At 62.6% G+C, this 14940-nt stretch carries 20 protein-coding genes and 1 riboswitch; of the genes, 11 read left to right on the top strand and 9 right to left on the bottom strand.

Annotated elements, in window-relative coordinates:
* The first annotated feature begins 33 nt into the window (after positions 1-33).
* A riboswitch (ZMP/ZTP riboswitch) is annotated at positions 34-115 on the top strand.
* Between the two features lie 18 nt (positions 116-133).
* From rpiB to CCE89_RS13035, 7 genes are all read left to right on the top strand, one after another.
* Positions 134-598, top strand: a complete 465-nt coding sequence (gene rpiB, locus CCE89_RS13065) for a ribose 5-phosphate isomerase B (protein WP_086438487.1) — start codon at positions 134-136, stop codon at positions 596-598.
* A gap of 13 nt (positions 599-611) precedes the next feature.
* Positions 612-1925: a serine hydroxymethyltransferase gene (gene glyA, locus CCE89_RS13060; protein WP_086438486.1), complete on the top strand. Its 1314-nt coding sequence runs from the start codon at positions 612-614 to the stop codon at positions 1923-1925.
* 11 nt (positions 1926-1936) lie between these two features.
* Positions 1937-2170: a hypothetical protein gene (locus CCE89_RS13055; protein WP_234990080.1), complete on the top strand. Its 234-nt coding sequence runs from the start codon at positions 1937-1939 to the stop codon at positions 2168-2170.
* A 22-nt stretch (positions 2171-2192) separates the two neighbouring features.
* Positions 2193-2669, top strand: coding sequence for a transcriptional regulator NrdR (gene nrdR, locus CCE89_RS13050; protein ID WP_086438485.1), 477 nt, complete (start codon positions 2193-2195; stop codon positions 2667-2669).
* 3 nt (positions 2670-2672) lie between these two features.
* Complete coding sequence (locus CCE89_RS13045) at positions 2673-3410, top strand: RNA methyltransferase (RefSeq protein WP_086438484.1); 738 nt, start codon at positions 2673-2675, stop codon at positions 3408-3410.
* Positions 3411-3562: 152 nt separating this feature from the next.
* Positions 3563-4177: a 30S ribosomal protein S4 gene (rpsD, locus tag CCE89_RS13040; protein WP_086438483.1), complete on the top strand. Its 615-nt coding sequence runs from the start codon at positions 3563-3565 to the stop codon at positions 4175-4177.
* Positions 4178-4267: 90 nt separating this feature from the next.
* Positions 4268-4462, top strand: coding sequence for a hypothetical protein (locus CCE89_RS13035; protein ID WP_086438482.1), 195 nt, complete (start codon positions 4268-4270; stop codon positions 4460-4462).
* On the opposite strand, the gene CCE89_RS13030 is transcribed toward CCE89_RS13035, so the two are convergent.
* From CCE89_RS13030 to CCE89_RS12990, 9 genes are all read right to left on the bottom strand, one after another.
* Positions 4450-4767, bottom strand: coding sequence for a chorismate mutase (locus CCE89_RS13030; protein ID WP_086438481.1), 318 nt, complete (start codon positions 4765-4767; stop codon positions 4450-4452). The genes CCE89_RS13035 and CCE89_RS13030 overlap by 13 nt on opposite strands.
* Positions 4767-5900 (bottom strand): tRNA guanosine(34) transglycosylase Tgt, encoded by a 1134-nt coding sequence (gene tgt, locus CCE89_RS13025; protein WP_086438480.1) that lies wholly within the window; start codon positions 5898-5900, stop codon positions 4767-4769. Before tgt ends, CCE89_RS13030 begins: the two co-directional genes overlap by 1 nt.
* 20 nt (positions 5901-5920) lie before the next feature.
* Positions 5921-6688, bottom strand: a complete 768-nt coding sequence (locus CCE89_RS13020) for an ABC transporter permease (protein ID WP_200810352.1) — start codon at positions 6686-6688, stop codon at positions 5921-5923.
* Positions 6688-7656 carry an ABC transporter ATP-binding protein gene (locus CCE89_RS13015; RefSeq protein WP_086438478.1) on the bottom strand — a complete coding sequence of 323 codons (969 nt, stop codon included), beginning with the start codon at positions 7654-7656 and terminating at the stop codon, positions 6688-6690. Before CCE89_RS13015 ends, CCE89_RS13020 begins: the two co-directional genes overlap by 1 nt.
* A gap of 9 nt (positions 7657-7665) precedes the next feature.
* A complete protein-coding gene (queA, locus tag CCE89_RS13010) occupies positions 7666-8697 on the bottom strand; it encodes a tRNA preQ1(34) S-adenosylmethionine ribosyltransferase-isomerase QueA (RefSeq protein ID WP_086438477.1) in 1032 nt (343 codons plus the stop codon).
* Positions 8698-8736: 39 nt separating this feature from the next.
* Positions 8737-9405, bottom strand: a complete 669-nt coding sequence (locus tag CCE89_RS13005) for a peptidylprolyl isomerase (RefSeq protein ID WP_086438476.1) — start codon at positions 9403-9405, stop codon at positions 8737-8739.
* A gap of 110 nt (positions 9406-9515) precedes the next feature.
* Positions 9516-10031, bottom strand: a complete 516-nt coding sequence (gene coaD, locus CCE89_RS13000; protein ID WP_086438475.1) for a pantetheine-phosphate adenylyltransferase — start codon at positions 10029-10031, stop codon at positions 9516-9518.
* Entirely contained in the window at positions 10028-10933 is a 906-nt protein-coding gene (locus CCE89_RS12995) for a polyprenyl synthetase family protein (protein ID WP_086438474.1), read from the bottom strand. The genes coaD and CCE89_RS12995 overlap by 4 nt, the downstream gene beginning before the upstream one ends.
* A gap of 4 nt (positions 10934-10937) precedes the next feature.
* Entirely contained in the window at positions 10938-11219 is a 282-nt protein-coding gene (locus CCE89_RS12990; protein WP_327078648.1) for an exodeoxyribonuclease VII small subunit, read from the bottom strand.
* A gap of 52 nt (positions 11220-11271) precedes the next feature.
* Between CCE89_RS12990 and CCE89_RS12985 the strand changes: the two genes are divergently transcribed.
* The 4 genes from CCE89_RS12985 to CCE89_RS12970 are packed head-to-tail and all read left to right on the top strand — an operon-like array spanning position 11272 to position 14940.
* The gene (locus CCE89_RS12985; protein ID WP_086438472.1) at positions 11272-11676 is read left to right on the top strand and encodes a DUF2177 family protein; all 405 of its coding nucleotides are present in this window, start codon (positions 11272-11274) and stop codon (positions 11674-11676) included.
* A 3-nt stretch (positions 11677-11679) separates the two neighbouring features.
* On the top strand, positions 11680-12360 hold the full coding sequence (locus CCE89_RS12980) for a hypothetical protein (protein ID WP_086438471.1): 681 nt from the start codon (positions 11680-11682) through the stop codon (positions 12358-12360).
* A 10-nt stretch (positions 12361-12370) separates the two neighbouring features.
* Positions 12371-14617, top strand: coding sequence for a phosphoribosylformylglycinamidine synthase subunit PurL (gene purL, locus CCE89_RS12975; protein ID WP_086438470.1), 2247 nt, complete (start codon positions 12371-12373; stop codon positions 14615-14617).
* On the top strand, positions 14602-14940 hold the full coding sequence (locus CCE89_RS12970) for a DUF6122 family protein (RefSeq protein ID WP_268762268.1): 339 nt from the start codon (positions 14602-14604) through the stop codon (positions 14938-14940). Before purL ends, CCE89_RS12970 begins: the two co-directional genes overlap by 16 nt.

The following is a 14940-nucleotide window of genomic DNA, read 5'->3' as shown; positions in this document are numbered from 1 at the left end:
CTTGCGAGTCGGCAGTGGCTTTAATATATCGCGATTCGCTTGCGTGACTGACGAGACAGGCGGAGTACCGCCGGGGAGCGCAAGCCCTGGTTTGCCGCTCGTCTGGGCACCCTCCTAGCAACAAAGGTGTGCCATGCGCATTGCAATAGCATCCGATCATGCAGCCATCGAGCTTAAGGCCGAGCTGCGCGACTGGCTTATCGAACAGGGCCATGAGGTTGCCGATCTCGGGCCCGATACCAAGGAAAGCGTCGATTACCCCGACTTCGGCTACAAGCTGGCCGGGGTCGTAGCCGATGGCACCGCCGAACGGGGCATCGCGCTGTGCGGAAGCGGAATCGGCATTTCGATGAGCGTGAACCGCAACCCCGCCCTGCGCTGCGCGCTTGTGTCCGAGCCGGTTTCGGCCGAACTATGCCGCGAACACAATGATGCGAACTGCATCGCGATGGGCGCCCGGCTGATCGGGATCGACATGGCCAAGGCCTGCGTCACCGCATTTCTCGAAACCGAGTTTGCCGGTGGTCGTCATCAGCGCCGCGTGGACAAACTGTCCGACCCGCCTGGCGAAGGCGACCGCATCGAACCTCTCCAGTAATCGAGACTTACCCATGAGCAGCACAGCCGCCTCCACCGACACCGACATCATGAAGCGTTTCTGGCAGGACAGCCTTGCCGATGCCGATCCCGAAATCGCCGCCGCCGTGCGCAGCGAGCTGAAGCGCCAACAGGACAAGATCGAGCTGATCGCCAGCGAGAATATCGCCTCTCGCGCCGTGCTCGAAGCGACCGGCAGCGTCTTCACCAACAAGTACGCCGAAGGCTATCCGGGCAAGCGCTATTACGGCGGCTGCGACTATGCCGACGTGGTCGAAACGCTGGCAATAGACCGCGCCAAGGAGCTGTTTGGCTGCAATTTTGCCAATGTGCAGCCCAATTCCGGGTCGCAGATGAACCAGGCGGTATTCCTCGCCCTGCTCAACCCCGGCGACACCTTCATGGGGCTCGACCTCAATTCGGGCGGCCACCTCACCCACGGTTCGCCGGTGAACATGAGCGGCAAGTGGTTCAACCCCGTCGCCTATGGCGTGCGCAAGGATGACGAGCGCATCGACATGGACGAGGTTGCCGCGACCGCACGCGAGCACAAGCCCAAGATCATTATCGCCGGCGGCACCGCCTATTCGCGCGTCTGGGACTGGGCGGCATTCCGCGCTATCGCGGATGAAGTCGGCGCCTATCTCATGGCTGACATGAGCCACATTTCCGGCCTCGTCGCTGGCGGAGCGCACCCCTCGCCCTTCCCGCACGCTCATGTCGTCACCACCACGACCCACAAGAGCCTGCGCGGCCCGCGTTCGGGCGTGATCCTGTGGAATGACGAGGAACTTACCAAGCCGATCAACATGGCGGTCTTCCCCGGCATGCAGGGCGGCCCGCTGATGCATGTCGTCGCGGCCAAGGCGGTCGCTTTCCGCGAAGCGCTGCGCCCCGAGTTCAAGGCCTATGCCAGCGCCGTGGTCGAGAATGCCCGCGCGCTTGCGGCCAGCATCGAGGAAAACGGCCTGCGGATCGTCTCCGGCGGCACCGATAACCACTCGATGCTGGTCGATCTCACACCCAAGGACGTGACCGGCAAGGCAGCCGAAAAGGGTCTCGACCGTGCCTGGCTCACCTGCAACAAGAACGGCATTCCCTACGACACGCGCAGCCCCTTCGTGACCAGCGGTATCCGCCTCGGCACGCCGGCCGGCACTACGCGCGGCTTCGGTCCGGCCGAGTTCCGCAAGATCGGCGCGCTGATCGCCGAAGTGGTCGACGGGCTTGCCAAGAACGGGCCGGAGGGCGATGCTCAGGTAGAGGAAAGCGTGCGTGGCCGCGTCAGCGAGCTGTGCGACGCCTTCCCCGTGTACCCGGGCATGTAAGGAACCAAGTTATGTCCCCCCAAGACCCCAAGGGCCCTGAACACCAGGACCACGAACTGCTGCCCGATGCAGCGGCAGAACTCAAAGGCATTGCCAAGCAGGGCATGAAGCACCCCTCGACCAAGCCGGTGCTGACCGGTGCGGCAGTCGGCGCGCTGGCTGGTGGGCTGCTGCCCGTCGTGACCTGGCCGATCGGCCTCGTCGCGGGCGCAGGCGTCATGCTCTACAAGCGTATCCGCCCCTGAATTGAGGGACCACTGAACACACATGCGCTGCCCATTTTGTGCCCATGACGACAGTCAGGTCAAAGACAGTCGTCCGACCGAGGACAGCACCTCGATTCGTCGCCGCCGCCAGTGTTCGAGCTGCGGCGCTCGCTTCACCACCTTCGAACGTGTCCAGCTGCGCGAAGTGGTGGTGGTAAAGAGCGGAGACAGGCGCGAACCCTTCGACCGCAGCAAGATCGAACAGTCCGTCGCCCTCGCCTGCCGCAAGCGCGGGGTAGAGCAGGAACGGATCGACCAGTTGATCTCGGGTATCCAGCGTCAGGTCGAAACTGCAGGTGATGGCGAAATCCGTTCAGAGCGCATCGGCGAAATGGTGATGAACGGCCTCCATCAGATCGACACGGTCGCCTACATCCGCTTCGCATCGGTCTATCGCGACTTCAGCGAGGCGCGCGATTTCGAGGAATTCGCCAGCACCGTGCATGAAGCCGCGCAGGTCGAACAGGCGGCCAAGTAAGCCATGACGGCAACCAATCAGCCCGCCATCGTTCTGGTGCGGCCACAACTGGGCGAGAACATCGGCAAGGCGGCGCGCGCGATGCTCAATTTCGGGCTGACCGAAATGCGGCTCGTCGCTCCGCGTGATGGCTGGCCCAACCCCTCCGCAGGTCCTGCCGCTTCGGGCGCGGACATCGTTCTCGATCAGGCGAAGATCTACGACACCACCGCCGAAGCGGTTGCGGACTGCACCCATGTCTATGCGACGACGGTCCGCAAGCGCGGCGTGACCAAGCCGGTGGTCGGCCCCGACGAAGCGGGCCGGGCGATCCATTCCGAGCCTGGCAAGAGCGCTATCCTCTTCGGCAGGGAAGCTGCCGGGCTCGAAACCGAGGATGTCGCCCTCGCTCGCACCATACTGACTGTCCCGATCAATCCGGAGTTCGGATCGCTCAATCTCGCGCAGGCAGTCATCCTGTGCGCCTATGAGTGGTCGAAGCAGGCAGCACTGGTCCAACCAACGCAGGAGGAGCTGCTCCCCCCTGCCCCGCAAGGTGAGCTGGACGGGTTGATCGCTCATTTCGAACGCATGCTCGAACCCAAGGGATATTTCTTCCCGGAGAGCCGCGCTGAAGCGACCCGCAAGACGCTCCGCACAGTGCTGACCAAGCCGGGCTGGAACCACCTCGAAGTGCGCACCCTTCGCGGCGTATTGTCGAGCCTGGAGCGCAAGCCGCGCGACGGTGACGAGAAAGCTTGATTTACACGGCGCGGCTGCTATGTGCGCGCTTCGCGAATTGGCCCCGCACCCCGGTGAAGCGGTGGCCGCGCTGAAGGAAAGCTTCAGCGGTGCGATGCCGGGTTGAATGGCGGGCCAGTGGGGTTCGCTCAGCAAATTGAAGGATACGACTTATGTCGAAGCGCAAGAGCGCCAAGTACAAACTCGACCGCCGGATGGGTGAAAACATCTGGGGTCGTCCCAATTCTCCGGTCAACAAGCGTTCCTACGGTCCGGGCCAGCACGGCCAGCGCCGCAAGGGCAAGATGAGCGACTTCGGCCTGCAGCTTCGCGCCAAGCAGAAGCTCAAGGGCTATTACGGTGACGTCACCGAGAAGCAGTTCCGCTCGACCTACAAGGACGCCACCCGCATGAAGGGTGACACCGGCCAGAACCTGATCGGCCTGCTCGAGCGTCGTCTCGACATGATCGTGTACCGCGCCAAGTTCGCGCCGACGATCTTCGCTGCACGCCAGATCGTCAACCACGGTCACATCTATGTGAACGGCGTGAAGTGCAACATCCCGTCCCGTCGCTGCGACGTGGGCGATGTCATCAGCCTCGGTAACAAGGCCAAGGAAATGGCACTCGTGATCGAAGCGCAGAGCCTGCCCGAGCGTGACATTCCGGACTACGTCTCGACCGACGGCAACGAAAAGGTGACCTTTACCCGCGTGCCGAAGCTCGACGAAGTGCCCTATCCGGTCACCATGGAACCGAACCTGGTCGTCGAGTTCTACTCGCGCTAACCGGTCGGAAAACCGAATTTCAAAAGGGGCGGCTTTCGGGCCGCCCTTTTTTTTGCACTACTTCTCAAAGGCTTGGGAACCAGATGATGCATGGCCGGTTCGGTCTTTGCCATGATCAAATACCGCTTCATTACCAAGCATCGCAAAGGCAAATGGTACGCTTCGCTTGAGGAGGCTCAGGAGCGCGCGTGCTCGATCGGAGCCGGCTTCCTCGACCATTTGAGCGGCCAGTTCACCCCCTATCGCGGCACGATTCTGGAGATTGGCGACAGTCAGACGCGCTGACGATCCCACTCCACGAACTCATACGCGATCGAACCTTCGACCAGCGTTTCCCACATCTCGGCTATGACGTCTCCCGGAAGCCCGGCAGCTTCGGCCTGCGCGCGCGCTGCAGCGATGACCGCAGCCTTGCGCGCCTCGTCCCGCACGCTCTCTCGGGTCTGCTTGATGCGAGCGGCAGCCCGCATGTAGCCGAAGCGTCGTTCGAGCAGCGCAACAAGCTCACGATCGGTCGCATCCACGCCTTGGCGCACTTCCGCCATGGTGGTGCAGTCATCGGGAAGCTTGGCTTTCAGTTGGTCGGTCATCAATCGTCTTTGCTAAGGTAGTCGCGGCGGAAATCGCTGGCGAATGTGGCGAAGGTGCCTGCCGCGATCGCATCGCGCATGGCCTGCATCAATTGCTGGTAGAAGGCGAGATTGTGCTCGGTCACAAGCATGGCGCCGAGGATTTCGCCCGATTTCTGCAGGTGGTGGAGATAGGCGCGCGAATAGGTGCCGCAGACGGAACACGAGCAGCGCTCATCGAGCGGATCGGTATCCTCTGCATGGCGCGCATTGCGCAGGTTGAGCGGGCCGTTCCAGGTGAAGGCCTGCCCATTGCGCCCGGAGCGCGTTGGCAGCACGCAATCGAACATATCGATCCCGCGCTCGACCGCACCGACGAGATCGTCCGGCTTGCCGACTCCCATCAGATAGCGCGGCTTGTCTTCGGGTAGCTGACCGGGCGCAAACTCGAGCGTGGCGAACATCGCCTCCTGTCCCTCGCCCACGGCAAGGCCGCCGACCGCGTAGCCGTCAAACCCGATCTCGGTCAGTTTCTCGGCCGATATGCGCCGCAACTCCTCGTCGAGCGCGCCCTGCTGGATACCGAACAACGCCGAGCGCGCCGCGTGTTCCTCGCCCGCGTCGAAGCCCTCGCGGCTGCGTTTTGCCCAGCGCATCGAGAGTTCCATGCTGCTCGCGATAACGTCCCGCGACTGGTCGGCGCGCGGGCATTCGTCGAACGCCATCACGATATCGCTGCCCAGCAGGCGCTGGATCTCCATGCTGCGCTCCGGCGTCAGCATATGCTTCGAGCCGTCGATATGGCTGCGAAACTCGACCCCTTCTTCGCTCAACCGGCGAAGCTCGCTGAGGCTCATCACCTGGTAGCCGCCGCTGTCGGTGAGGATGGGCCGTTCCCAGTTCATGAACTGGTGCAATCCACCAAGGCGGGCGACGCGCTCCGCACCGGGGCGAAGCATAAGGTGGTAGGTATTGCCGAGAATGATGTCGGCGCCGATTTCGCGGACGGTTTCCGGCTTCATCGCCTTGACCGTCGCAGCCGTGCCGACCGGCATGAAGGCGGGCGTGCGGATTTCGCCGCGCTGCATGCGGATGCGGCCCGTGCGCGCCTTCCCATCGGTGGCGTGGATTTCGAAGTCGAAGCGGGTGCTCATTGCGCGCGTCCGTTAGCGGTTCACTCGCGCAGGCGCCACCCCGTCTTGAAGATGAAGGCAATGATCGCGACGCAAACCGCAAGGAAACCGAGCGTGAGGCCGAAGGATAGCCAGATATCGACGTCTGCCGAACCGTAGAAGGTCCAGCGCAGTCCGCTCACCAGATAGACGATCGGATTGGCGAGCGCGATCGTGTCCCAGGGCTTGGGCAGCATATCGATCGAGTAGAATGTGCCACCAAGGAAGGTCAGTGGGGTGAGGAAAAGCATCGGAATGATGCCGAGCTTTTCGAAATTGTCCGCCCAGACGCCGAGGATAAATCCGAAGAGCGAGAAACTCGCCGCCACCAGCATAATGTAGATCACCGCGAGGAACGGGTGCGCGATCGAGTAATCGACGAACAAGCGCGCTGTCAGCAGGATGATCGAGGCGAGGATCAGGCTTTTCGCAGCAGCCGCGCCGACGAAGCCGATCAGCGTCTCCGCCACTCCAACGGGGGCCGAAAGCAGTTCATAGATCGTGCCGGTGAAGCGCGGCATGTAGATGCCGAAACTGGCGTTGCTGGTCGTCTCCCCTAGTAGCGTCAGCATGAGCAGGCCGGGTATGATGAAGGCGCCGTAATCGACCCCGCCGAAATCGGGCATGCGATTGCCGATCGCCGCGCCAAAGACGATGAAATAGAGCGAGGTCGTGAGAACCGGCGCTAGGATCGACTGAAATGCCGTGCGAAATGCACGCATCACTTCGCGCGTGAAGATCGACCAGGTGCCGCGGAAGTTGAAACGCATCACGCGGCCTCCTGATTATCGGTCGATCCGCCAGTGTCGCCATCCTGAACGAGCCCGACGAAGATTTCTTCGAGCGAGCTCTCGCGCACGTCGATCCCGGTGTAATCGATCCCGGCGCGGGTTAGCGCCTTGGTCAGTTCGGCGACTTCTTCCTTGCCGCGCCCGGTCCCATCCCCGCCGCGATAGCACAGGCCCATGCCGCCATCCTCGATCTCGACCGGATAGCTGGCGATGGCGTCTGGCAGTTCAGTGAGCGGCGCGGCAAGCGCGATATGCGCTTCGGTCCGGCCCAGTCGCTTCATCATCGCCGCCTTGTCGTCGACCATGAGAATTCGGCCCTTGCTGATCACGCCGACGCGGTCCGCCATTTCTTCGGCTTCCTCGATGTAATGCGTGGTCAGAATGATCGTGACGCCGCGCTCGCGCATGATGCCGATCTGCTTCCACATGTCCTTGCGCAATTCCACGTCGACGCCGGCGGTGGGCTCGTCGAGAAACAACAGGTCGGGCTCATGCGCCAGCGCCTTCGCGATAAGCACGCGGCGTTTCATCCCGCCCGAGAGCTCCATGATGCGCGCATCGCGCTTGTCCCAAAGGCTGAGCGCGCGCAGGATTTCTTCGATCCGGCCCTTGTCGGGGGCATGACCGAAGAGGCCGCGCGAATAGGCCACCGCCCGCTCCACTTTTTCGAACATGTCGGTCGAGAGTTCCTGCGGGACGAGGCCGATCCGCGCCCTCGCCGCTCTCCAGTCGCGCGCCATGTCGAGTCCGAATGCCTCGATCTTACCCGAGCTTGGCCGCACCAGCCCGCAAACCGCGCCGATCAGCGTTGTCTTTCCTGCGCCATTCGGCCCCAGCAGGGCGAAAATCTCGCCCTTGCGAATGGAAAGATCGGCATTGTCGAGCGCCTTGACGCCGCCCGCATAGGTTTTCGAGAGGCCCGAAATCTCGAGAATAGGTTCGCTCATGCAACGCAGTTACGGCAGCAGGAGCGAGGAGTCACCATAGGAATAGAAGCGATATTTATGCGCGATGGCATGCGCATAGACATCCATCATCCGCTCGCGCCCCATCAGCGCGCTGACCAGCATCATCAGAGTCGACTTGGGCAGGTGGAAATTGGTCATCAGGCCATCGACCGCCTTGAAGCGATAGCCCGGTGTGATGAAGATCGCGGTGTCACCCGCAAAGGGCGCGATCGTGCCATCCTCTTGGGCCGCGCTTTCAAGCAAGCGCAGCGAGGTCGTGCCCACCGCGATGATCCTTCCCCCTGCAGCGCGGGCGGCATTGAGGCGCGCTGCCGTCTCCGGCTCGATCCGGCCCCATTCGGCGTGCATGGCGTGATCGTCGGTATCTTCCGCCTTGACCGGCAGGAACGTGCCCGCCCCCACGTGCAGAGTGAGCGTTTCGCGTCCAATGCCGGCTTCATCGAGTGTGGCAATCAGCTCGGGCGTGAAATGCAGAGAAGCGGTCGGTGCTGCGACCGCGCCATCCTTTTCCGCGAACATCGTCTGATAATCTTCGCGGTCCTGTGCATCGACCCCGCGCTTACCGGCGATATAGGGCGGAAGCGGCATGGTGCCCGCCCGCTCGAGCAAAACCTCGACCGGCTCATCCCCCTCGAAAGCCAGAGTGAAGCTACCATCGGCATGGCGCGCTTCCGCTATTGCCGTGACGCCGCCACCGAAGGTCAACTGGTCGCCTTCGCGCACACGTTTGGCGTTACGGATGAAGGCCTGCCAGCGCCGGAGATCGAGGCGCTTGTGCAGGGTTGCGCCAATCTTCGCTTCGCCGCGCCTGCCTTCGAGCTGCGCGGGGATGACGCGTGTATCGTTGAATACGAGGATATCGCCCGGGCGCAGCAAACTCGGCAGATCGCGCACACCGCGATCCTCAAGCGGAGCATCGCTTCCCTTGACCACAAGCATGCGCGCCGCATCGCGCGGCCGCACAGGGCGCAGCGCTATCAGCTCTTGCGGAAGGTCGAAATCAAACAGGTCTACGCGCATCGGGCGCGCTGTAGTGGCCTTGCAGCCACCTGCAAAGCCTTACTCTTCGATCGGCGCGCTCAGCATGTCGGCTGAGATTTCCTCTTCCTGCTCTACGGGCGCAGCCGCGGGAACAGGGCGATTGTCCGAGGCAAGCGACGCCTGCAGGATACGTGTCGGGTTCGCCGGAGGCTCGCCCTTGGCGATCGCGTCGACACCGGCCATGTTGTCGATCACCCGGCCGAGATTGGTATAGCGCTTGTCGAGGCTGAAACGCGGGTAGAACACGATGAAGAACTGGCTGTTGGCGCTGTCTTCGCTCGCCGCGCGGGCCATCGAGAGCGTACCGCGGACATGCGGCATCGGGTTGAACTCTTCCTCGAGATCCGGAAGCTCGGACCCGCCCTGCCCGGTGCCGGTCGGATCGCCACCCTGCGCCATGAAGCCATCGATAACGCGGTGGAAGATCACGCCGTCATAGAAACCCTGGCGGGTCAGCGTCTTGATCCGCTCGACATGGCTCGGGGCCCAGCTCGGCATCAGGCGAATGGAGACACGCTCGCCATTGGAGAGGTCGAGCACCCAGACGTTTTCCGGGTCTTCTGCGACATTGTAATTGATCGGATTGAAGGCGCGCGGCGCGGTCGGCGCCTCTTCCTGCGCTGTCGCAACGCCTGGTACGGTAAGCATGGCCAATGAAGCCGCCGCAGCAAAAATGGTCTTGAGCATATGTCTTCGCGAAACCTGATATTTCTGTGTGGGCGCGGTCTAGCGCCGCGTGACTGTCACTTCAATGAATGATCACCCGGCCTCAACAGCTATGCTGTTCTGGCGCGGGATCAATAATCGCCCAGTCGGCCGATCTTTTCGACGCGCGAGATGACATCTTCGCATACGGCTGCGCTGACGAAAGGTGTGATGTCGCCGCCGAACAGCGCGATTTCCTTGACCAGTTTGCTGGCAATCGGTTGGAGCGAGACGTCGGCCATCAGGAACACCGTCTCGATATCGTCGTCGAGTTGCTGGTTCATGCCCGCCATCTGGTATTCGTATTCGAAGTCGGCGACGGCGCGGAGTCCGCGGACGAGGACGTTCGCACCTTCCTTTCGCGCAAACTTCACAAGCAGCGCGTTGAAGCCCTTCACCTCGACATTCTCGAGGCCGAGTTCCGCAACCTCACGCTTGACCATCGCGAGCCGCTCTTCGGTCGAGAACATCGGGTTCTTCGAAGGATTGGTCGTGACGCCAATTATCAGCTTGTCGACCAGCTTGCTCCCCCGGCGGATGATGTCCGCATGGCCGAGGGTGATCGGATCGAAGGTTCCGGGATAGATACCAATTCTCTGCGCGCTCATCTGTCCCTCTCCACGATATAGCGTGCGACCGCTCTCAACATGTCGGCGTCCTTCCCGTGACTGGCGAGGTGCCCGATCGCCTGCTCGACCAGCGCACGCGCCTGTTCGCGGGCCTTGTCGACCCCCATCAGGCTGACGAATGTCGCCTTGCCCTGTTCCTCGTCCTTGCGGAGGGCCTTGCCAGCCTTTTCTTCGTCCCCCTCGTAGTCGAGCAGGTCGTCGGCAATCTGGAAGGCCAGGCCGATATCGCGGGCGTAATTGCGCAGGTGAACGCGCCCTTCGGGTGGCACACGGCCCAGAATTGCGCCCATCTCGACCGATGCTGCGAGAAGCGCGCCGGTCTTCAATTGCTGGAGACGTGTAATGGTGTGGAGGTCGTAGTCCTCTTCCTCCGACATCATGTCCATCATCTGGCCGCCAGCCATGCCATTCATTCCGCTGGCCGAGCCAAGCGTCGCGATCAGTTCGGAACGGATGAACGGATCGGTGCTGGTCGCCTGTTCGGAGAGAATCTCGAATGCCAGCGCGTGCAGGGAATCGCCCGCCAGAACTGCGGTCGCCTCGTCGAATTCCTTGTGCACCGTCGGTTTGCCCCGACGAAGATCGTCATCGTCCATGCACGGCAAATCGTCATGGATGAGCGAATAGACATGGATCGCTTCTACGGCGCAAGCGGCTCTCAATGCGGCATCGCGATCGACACCGAAAAGCTCGGCCGTGCTGACCAGCAGCAGGGGGCGAACGCGCTTGCCACCGCCGATCGCGGCATAGCGCATCGCTTCGACGAGACGGGCGCGGGAATCCTGCGGGACAGGGAGGAACGCGTCGAACACTTCGTCGACCTCGCGCTGAACCCGCACGAGACCTTCCGCAAGCAAATTTGCATCGATTTCGGTTTGCACGATCCTATCCGTCCGAATCGAGCGGCGCCGTGCTGGATGGCGCACCGGATTGGTCGGTCACGATTCGCTCGATTCGATGCTGCGCGCTGTCGAGCCGGGCCTGACACGCCTTGCGCAGCGCCTCTCCGCGTTCATAGAGCTCGATCGACCGGTCGAGCGGCACGCTGCCGCTTTCCAACTGCTGGACGATCTCTTCGAGGGCGGCCAGCGCCTGCTCGAAGCTCATCTGCGAAATATCGGAAGCATTTTCGGTAATTGGTTCGCTCTCCTCCATGGCGTGGAGCATTGACCGGCGCGGCTCACACGGTCAAGGCTATGCAAAACAAACGGGGTGAGAAATGATAAAGTTCGTCGTCGCATATGTGGTCGCCGCGGTCGCTTTCGGCATTCTCGATGCAATCTGGCTGCGCTGGGCCGGCCCCAATCTCTACCGGCCGGTGATAGGCGAGATCATGGCGGAGGAATTCCGCGCTGCGCCCGCAATCGCATTTTATCTGATCTACCTCGTCGGCATGGTCTATTTTGCCATCCGGCCCGGTCTGGAGGCCGGTAGCGTCGTCACGGCGATGTTGAACGGAGCGATGCTGGGCGCGCTATGCTATGCGACCTTCGACCTCACCAGCCAGGCCGTCATGAAGGTCTGGTCGACGCATATCAGCCTGATGGACATTGCCTGGGGTGCCGTTGCCACCGCTGCAGCCAGCGCCATCGCCACAGCTGTCACTCTACGCGTCACGGGATAGCTCATGTTCATCGGACACTTCGCACCTGCTTTTGCGGCAGCGGCCATCAGCGAGCGCGCCCCCAAGCTCGCCACGCTCTTCATCGGAGCGCAGCTGGTCGACTGGGCTTTCTTCATCTTCGCGGCGGTGGGGATCGAGAAGATGCGGATCGAGCCCGGCGCAACCAAGATGGTCCCGTTCGATCTCTACCACATGCCTTACACTCACAGCCTGCTGGGCAGCGCGGTCTGGGCGGTAATGTTCGGCCTGGTGATCGTTGCGGTGCGGCGGGACGTTTTTGCAGGGATACTGGGCGCGGCAGTCGTGCTGTCTCACTGGGTGCTCGATTTCATCTCTCATCGCCCGGATCTGACGATTGCCGGCGGGGAGCGGACCTTCGGCCTCGGCCTGTGGAATTACCCGGTCGCGGCGATCGCACTGGAGCTTTTCATCACGATCGGAGCCTTCGTCTGGTTCATCAAGCGGACCAAGGGGCCGATCGGTCCGGCAGCGATCCTGCTGGTCGTGATGCTGCTGTTCCAGGCCATCAACTGGTTCGGCCCGGAGCCTGTCGAGGCAGGCCTTGGCCTCTACATCCAGGCGCTGCTCGCGTTCGGCGTGCTCACCGCAATTGCGTGGTGGGTGGGCGACACGAGGTGGCATAAACGCGAGGTGGGACTGGCGGTGCCGACGATGCGCCGCTAAAGGCGCGCGCATGGCTACGATTGAGTCTCAGATCACACCCGAAGTCGTCGAACAGCACGGCCTATCTCCCGAAGAATACGACCGCGTCCTGCATGCGCTGGGGCGCGAGCCCAATCTCGTCGAACTCGGGATATTCTCGGTCATGTGGAGCGAGCACTGCTCCTACAAGAGCTCGCGCCTGCATCTGAAGAAACTGCCGACCGAGGCGCCCTGGGTTATCTGCGGTCCGGGCGAAAATGCGGGCGTGATCGATATCGGTGACGGGCAGGCGGCGATCTTCAAGATGGAGAGCCACAACCACCCCAGCTACATCGAACCTTACCAAGGCGCGGCAACCGGCGTTGGCGGCATCCTGCGCGACGTCTTCACAATGGGCGCGCGCCCGGTGGCGAATGCCAATGCGCTTCGCTTCGGCAGGCCCGACCATCCCAAGATGCAGCACCTCGTCAAGGGCGTGGTCGCGGGCATCGGCGGCTACGGCAATTGCGTCGGCGTGCCGACCGTTGCGGGCGAGACCAATTTCCACCCGGCCTATGACGGCAATATCCTTGTCAACGCGATGACCGTGGGCGTCGCGGATGCGGACAAGATTTTCTACAGCGCCGCGACCGGCGTCGGCAATCCGATCGTCTATGTCGGCTCGAAGACAGGCCGCGACGGGATTCACGGCGCAACCATGGCGAGCGCGGACTTCGAGGAAGATGCCGAGGCAAAGCGTCCGACCGTGCAGGTCGGCGATCCCTTCACCGAGAAGCTGCTGATCGAAGCCTGCCTCGAACTGATGGCGACCGATGCAATCGTCGCGATCCAGGACATGGGCGCAGCGGGCCTCACCTCCTCCAGCGTCGAAATGGCGACCAATGGCAAGGCGGGCATCCGGCTCGACATGGACAAGGTGCCGTGCCGCGAAGAGGGCATGACGCCCTACGAAATGATGCTGTCGGAAAGCCAGGAGCGCATGCTCATGGTGCTGAAGCCCGGCAAGGAAGAGATGGCCGCGGCTATCTTCGAGAAGTGGGAGCTCGATTTCGCGGTTATCGGGGAAGTCACCGATACGCAGCACATGGTGCTGGAGTTCGGCGGCGAAGTGGTTTGCGACATCCCGCTCGGCCCGCTTGCGGCGGATGCGCCGGAGTACGACCGGCCCTACCTCTCGAAGGCTGAGTACACCGACTGGGCTGGCATCAAGCCGATGACCGACGTGCCGGACAGTACGGATGTCGGCGCGGACCTGCTCAAGCTGATGGCATCGCCCAACCTCGCCTCGCGCCGCTGGATCGCCGAGCAATATGACAGCCAGGTCGGCGCAGACACGCTGCAGACCGGTGGCGATGCGGGCGTCGTGCGCGTCCACAGTACAAAGAAGGCGCTGGCGATCAGCACCGACTGCACACCGCGCTATGTCTTTGCCGACCCTTACGAGGGCGGGAAGCAGGCAATTGCCGAGGCCTATCGCAATCTGTGCGCGGTTGGCGCGCGTCCGCTCGCCGTGACAAACTGCCTCAATTTCGCGAACCCGCAGCGGCCCGAGATCATGAGCCAGTTCGTCCATGCCCTCGAAGGCATGGGTGACGCTTGCCGCGCGCTCGACTTCCCGATCGTTTCGGGCAACGTCAGCCTCTACAACGAGAGCAAGGCGACCGGCGGCGGCTCGGCCATCCTGCCCACCCCCGCAATCGGCGGTGTCGGCATCATCGAAGATTATTCGAAGATGATGACCATGGGCTTCAAAAGCGAAGGCGACACGCTCTATCTCGTCGGGCCGGAATTCTGGGCGAAGCCCGATCCGACCCGCTCGCATCTCGGCAAGTCGCTATGGCTCGACGTGATCCATGGCCGCGACGAGGGGCGCACGCCGCCGACCGATCTGACCATCGAGCGCAATTCGGGCGAGATCATCCGCGAGCTTATCGACGATGGACTGGTCAATGCGGTGCACGACCTCTCCGATGGCGGGCTCGCCGTCGCGCTTGCCGAAATGGCACTGGCAAGCGGCCTCGGCGCAAAGGTAGAAACGAACCCTGACTATACGCTTGCCCAGTGGTGGTTCGGCGAGGACCAGGGACGCTACGTGATCTCGGTGCCCGATACAGAAGCGCTGAACGCGCAGCTCGCAAAGGGCACGCGCGATGCGGATACCGCCCAGATTGGGTTCCGCCGCATCGGCACGGTCGGCGGTGACAGCCTGCTGGGGGTTTCGCTGGCAGATCTGCGCGAAGCGCACGCAAGCTTCTTCCGCGACTGGATGGAAGCATAGAGATTCTCCAGCCAATCCTGCATTACGGCGGGCACTGGCTGGTGCCGTTCGCCATCGCGTGGATCGTGTGGCGCGATAACTGGAAAGCGGCTGGCGCGGTCATCGCCGCGGCCAATCTGATCGATTTCGATCACCTGCTGGCCGATCCGATCTTCGATCCCGATCGCTGCAGCATCGGGTTTCACTTACTTCATGGGTGGGAGGCGGCCGTCGCCTACCTGCTGATGCTGGGTGTACCGAAATGGTGGGTGCGCGCGCTTGGCGTCGGTGCACTGTGGCATCTGGCGGTCGATTGGGGCGACTGCGCGATGCAGTCGCTTTAG

It is taken from the genome of Altererythrobacter xiamenensis, assembly GCF_900177715.1.
GTDB classification, from domain to species: domain Bacteria; phylum Pseudomonadota; class Alphaproteobacteria; order Sphingomonadales; family Sphingomonadaceae; genus Erythrobacter; species Erythrobacter xiamenensis.
Note: the sequence above shows the minus strand (reverse complement) of the source record. Positions and strands in the feature narration are given on the sequence as shown.

Bases quoted from the DNA above. Each gene is read 5' to 3' on its own strand.
- CCE89_RS13005 (WP_086438476.1), bottom strand. From the start codon at position 9,405: ATGCTCAAGACCATTTTTGCTGCGGCGGCTTCATTGGCCATGCTTACC.
- CCE89_RS12990 (WP_327078648.1), bottom strand. From the start codon at position 11,219: ATGCTCCACGCCATGGAGGAGAGCGAACCAATTACCGAAAATGCTTCC.
- queA (WP_086438477.1), bottom strand. From the start codon at position 8,697: ATGCGCGTAGACCTGTTTGATTTCGACCTTCCGCAAGAGCTGATAGCG.
- purL (WP_086438470.1), top strand. From the start codon at position 12,371: ATGGCTACGATTGAGTCTCAGATCACACCCGAAGTCGTCGAACAGCAC.
- CCE89_RS13015 (WP_086438478.1), bottom strand. From the start codon at position 7,656: ATGAGCGAACCTATTCTCGAGATTTCGGGCCTCTCGAAAACCTATGCG.
- coaD (WP_086438475.1), bottom strand. From the start codon at position 10,031: ATGAGCGCGCAGAGAATTGGTATCTATCCCGGAACCTTCGATCCGATC.
- glyA (WP_086438486.1), top strand. From the start codon at position 612: ATGAGCAGCACAGCCGCCTCCACCGACACCGACATCATGAAGCGTTTC.
- nrdR (WP_086438485.1), top strand. From the start codon at position 2,193: ATGCGCTGCCCATTTTGTGCCCATGACGACAGTCAGGTCAAAGACAGT.
- rpiB (WP_086438487.1), top strand. From the start codon at position 134: ATGCGCATTGCAATAGCATCCGATCATGCAGCCATCGAGCTTAAGGCC.
- CCE89_RS13020 (WP_200810352.1), bottom strand. From the start codon at position 6,688: ATGCGTTTCAACTTCCGCGGCACCTGGTCGATCTTCACGCGCGAAGTG.
- tgt (WP_086438480.1), bottom strand. From the start codon at position 5,900: ATGAGCACCCGCTTCGACTTCGAAATCCACGCCACCGATGGGAAGGCG.
- CCE89_RS13030 (WP_086438481.1), bottom strand. From the start codon at position 4,767: ATGACCGACCAACTGAAAGCCAAGCTTCCCGATGACTGCACCACCATG.
- CCE89_RS13035 (WP_086438482.1), top strand. From the start codon at position 4,268: ATGGCCGGTTCGGTCTTTGCCATGATCAAATACCGCTTCATTACCAAG.
- CCE89_RS13055 (WP_234990080.1), top strand. From the start codon at position 1,937: ATGTCCCCCCAAGACCCCAAGGGCCCTGAACACCAGGACCACGAACTG.
- CCE89_RS13045 (WP_086438484.1), top strand. From the start codon at position 2,673: ATGACGGCAACCAATCAGCCCGCCATCGTTCTGGTGCGGCCACAACTG.
- rpsD (WP_086438483.1), top strand. From the start codon at position 3,563: ATGTCGAAGCGCAAGAGCGCCAAGTACAAACTCGACCGCCGGATGGGT.
- CCE89_RS12980 (WP_086438471.1), top strand. From the start codon at position 11,680: ATGTTCATCGGACACTTCGCACCTGCTTTTGCGGCAGCGGCCATCAGC.
- CCE89_RS12985 (WP_086438472.1), top strand. From the start codon at position 11,272: ATGATAAAGTTCGTCGTCGCATATGTGGTCGCCGCGGTCGCTTTCGGC.